This window comes from Dietzia sp. CW19 (assembly GCF_014145265.1).
GTDB lineage: Bacteria > Actinomycetota > Actinomycetes > Mycobacteriales > Mycobacteriaceae > Dietzia > Dietzia natronolimnaea.
In genome coordinates this window covers 1-3,422 of sequence record NZ_JAALEE010000145.1, presented here as the reverse complement: position 1 = coordinate 3,422, position 3,422 = coordinate 1, and the positions used below count along the sequence as shown (strand labels likewise).

4 protein-coding genes are annotated in these 3,422 nt (G+C 70.6%); 3 read left to right on the top strand and 1 reads right to left on the bottom strand.

Features of this window, described 5'->3' with window-relative positions; genetic code table 11:
- Positions 1-141 precede the first annotated feature (141 nt).
- Positions 142-927, bottom strand: a complete 786-nt coding sequence (locus G6021_RS05220) for an SDR family oxidoreductase (RefSeq protein WP_182640790.1) — start codon at positions 925-927, stop codon at positions 142-144.
- A gap of 157 nt (positions 928-1,084) precedes the next feature.
- On the opposite strand from G6021_RS05220, the gene G6021_RS05215 reads away from it, so the two are divergent.
- From G6021_RS05215 to G6021_RS05205, 3 genes are all read left to right on the top strand, one after another.
- The gene (locus G6021_RS05215; protein ID WP_182640789.1) at positions 1,085-2,440 is read left to right on the top strand and encodes an NAD(P)-binding domain-containing protein; all 1,356 of its coding nucleotides are present in this window, start codon (positions 1,085-1,087) and stop codon (positions 2,438-2,440) included.
- A complete protein-coding gene (locus G6021_RS05210) occupies positions 2,437-3,090 on the top strand; it encodes a TetR family transcriptional regulator (RefSeq protein WP_182640788.1) in 654 nt (217 codons plus the stop codon). The genes G6021_RS05215 and G6021_RS05210 overlap by 4 nt, the downstream gene beginning before the upstream one ends.
- The coding region (locus tag G6021_RS05205) for an alpha/beta fold hydrolase (protein WP_182640787.1) at positions 3,087-3,422 on the top strand (336 nt) is incomplete at its 3' end. The genes G6021_RS05210 and G6021_RS05205, both read left to right, overlap by 4 nt.

The window sequence follows — 3,422 nt, the reverse complement described above, 5'->3', positions numbered from 1 at the left end:
GGGCGCGGGCCAGTGCGGCGCCGATCCCCGAGCCACCTCCGGTGACGATCGCGGATCTCCCGGCGAATCCCGGGGTGCCGGAGCGGCTTCTCCCGCGGCCCGCACCCCGGCGTCCGTTTGTCGCGCGGCCGCGACCCGGCCTCACGAGAACGCCTTGGTCGCCAGGCCGAGCACGTCCGGATAGCGGCGCAACTGGGCCCCGCCGTCAACGGCCAGGTCCTCCCCCGTCATCCAGGGCGAGTCGGCGAGGTAGAGCACCGCCCGAGCGACGTCCTCCGCGGTGCCCCGGTGCGGGACCGCCGCGTTCTCGGCGTACTCCTCGGCGAGCCCGGGGATCTGCAGGACCGGTTCGGTGAGCGGGGTGACCAGGAACCCGGGCGAGACCGTGTTCACCCGGATCCCCCGCTCCCCGAGCTCGAGCGCGGCGACCTGCGCGAGCATCACCAGGCCAGCCTTGGCCGCGCAGTACGCGGCCATCCCCCGTCCGGGTTGCCGCGCGTTGAGCGAGGCGATAGCGACGATCGAGCCGCCCTCACCGACCACGCCTCCGGCGTGCTTGAACACGAGGAACGCGCCGGTGAGACACACGTCCACCACTCGCCTGAACTCCGCGGTGTCGTGGTCGGTGACCAGCCCGAGCGTGCTCACCCCGGCGGTGGTGACGACCAGCTCGGGGGCGATACCGGTGAACAGCGCCTCCACCGACGACTCGTTCACCACGTCGACGACCCTGTGCTCGTGGCCCCGGGCCGGGGCGTCGGCCGGGCCGGTCAACTCGGCCGCGCGCGCCTCGGCGAGGTCGCCGTTGACGTCGGCCACCGTCACCCGCCACCCGTCCGAGGCGAGCTGTTGCGCCGTGGCCCATCCGATCCCGGATGCGCCACCGACCACCACCGCGTGCCGCCTACCGGTCGTGTCGTCTGCCATTTCCGCCTCCGTCCGGGATGGGGCCCGGGGCGGGGTGCCCCGTCAGCGCGCGCGGGACGCTGTTGACGCCCGTCAATCCCTGGCCATAATCTAGGACCGCAATGTGATTCGCGCCATAGCTTTCCGGCGCGGCGGTCCCCGGCCCGAAGAGGTTTCCATGACACCCACCCCCACTGTCGCCGTCATCGGCGCGGGCATCAGCGGTCTCACCACCCTCAAGATGCTCGACGACTACGGCATCGAGGCGGTGGGCTTCGAGGCGTCCGACCGGATCGGCGGGAACTGGGCGTTCGACAACCCCAACGGGAGCTCGAGCGCGTACCGGTCGCTGCACATCGACACCTCCAAGCATCAGCTGAGCTTCCGGGACTTCCCCATGCCCGAGGAGTTCCCGGACTTCCCGCACCACTCGCAGATCAAGCAGTACCTCGACGACTACGCCGAGGCCTTCGACCTGCTGCGCCGCATCGAGTTCGAGAACCGGGTCCTGCACGCCGAACGGCTCGAGGGCGGCGGCTGGGAGCTGACCACCGAACGCACCGGCACCCGCCGCTTCGACGCACTGGTGGTGGGCAACGGACACCACTGGGACCCGCGGTTCGGCGACTTCCCGGGCGAGTTCACCGGCGAGATGATCCACTCGCACGCCTACGTCGACCCGTGGGACCCGCTCGAGTTGCTGGACAAGCGCATCCTCGTGGTGGGCCTGGGCAACAGCGCCGCCGACATCGCGGTGGAGCTGTCCTCCAAGGTGATGCGGAACGAGGTGGTGATCTCCACCCGGTCTGGCGCGTGGATCGTCCCGAAGTACATCGCGGGCAAGCCGGCCGACAAGTACTTCGCCACGTTCCCGTTCCTGCCCTACTCGTGGCAGCGCAAGGCCATCCAGGCCATGCAACCGATGTCGGCGGGCCGGCCGGAGTCCTACGGACTTCCCACGCCCAACCACAAGTTCTTCGAGGCGCACCCCACCCAGTCCGTCGAGTTGCCGCTCCGACTCGGCTCGGGGGACATCACGGCCAAGGGCAACATCGCCCGGTTCGAGGGGCGGACCGTGCACTTCGAGGACGGCACGGCGCAGGAGTTCGACGTCGTCATCCAGGCCACCGGCTACAACACCTCGTTCCCCTTCTTCGACCCCGAGTTCCTCAGCGCCGACGCCCACAACCACGTGCCGCTCTACAAGCGGATGTTCTCCCCGGGCATCGACGACCTCGTGATGGTCGGCTTCGCCCAGTCCACGCCCACGCTGTTCCCGTTCGTCGAGGCCCAGGCCCGGCTGGCGGCCGCGTGGGCGGCCGGCCTGTACCGCACGCCGGACCGGGCGGAGATGGAGCAGGTCATCGTGGCCGACGAGAAGAAGTACATCGGGCACATGCTCGACACCCCGCGGCACCAACAACAGGTGGACTACTTCCTCTACGAGCACGACCTGCGGACCCGGGAGATCCCGGAGGGCCGCGAGCGCGCGGCCCGCTCCGGTGGGATGATCCGGACGGCGGCGCCCGCGTGAGCGGGAACGGCACCTCCGGCGAGGGCGCGAACGGTTCACCCCGCGGCGATCGACGCCGCGAGGCCCTGTTGGCCGAGCTCGACCGGCAGCTGCGCACCACCAAACTCGACGACATCTCGGTGGCCGACCTCACCGACGCGGCCGGCATCACCCGATCGGCGTTCTACTTCTACTTCGACTCCAAGGCCGCGGCGGTGACCGTGTTGCTCTCCTCCATCCAGGCGACCGCCGCCAAGTCGAACGACATGCTGGTGAACTCCGACGGCCGCTTCCGGTCCCGCGTGTCGACCACGCTGAGCCGCCTGGCGGACCGGATGGTCGACAACGCGCACGTCTACCGTGCCCTGCTCACCGCACGCACCACGCACGAGCCCATGCGCCGCCTGTGGAACGAGGGGCGGGCCGAGCTGGCGACGCCCATCGCCGAGTACATCCGCTCCGAGCGGGCGGCCGGCCGGGCCCCCGACGGGGCCGACCCGGACTCGCTGGCCAACGCGCTGATCCAGATCAACGAATCGGTTCTCGAACACCTCGTCTACGACCCCGGTGCGGATCGCGAACCCATGATCGCCACCGCCTCAGACCTGTGGGTCCGGGCCATCTACGGCCGCCCGGACCCTGCGGTCGACAACCCAGGAGAACCCTCGTGACCAGCCAGATCACCCCCCTCGACCTCGAATTCCGCTCCGGGGGGGACACCTGCCGCGGGTGGTTCCTACCCGCGGCCGGGACGGATCGGGCACCGTGCGTCGTCCTGGCACACGGACTGGGCGGAACGGCCGACTCGGGCCTGCTCCAGTTCGCCGAGGCCTTTGCCGCCGCCGGGTACTCGGCGTTCGCGATCGACTACCGAGGCTTCGGACGATCTGACGGCGGGCCCCGACAGGTCGTCTCGCCGTCGCGGCAGCAGGACGACGTCCGGGCGGCGGTCGCCACGGTCGCGGCGCGGCCGGACGTCGACGCCGACCGGATCGTCCTGTGG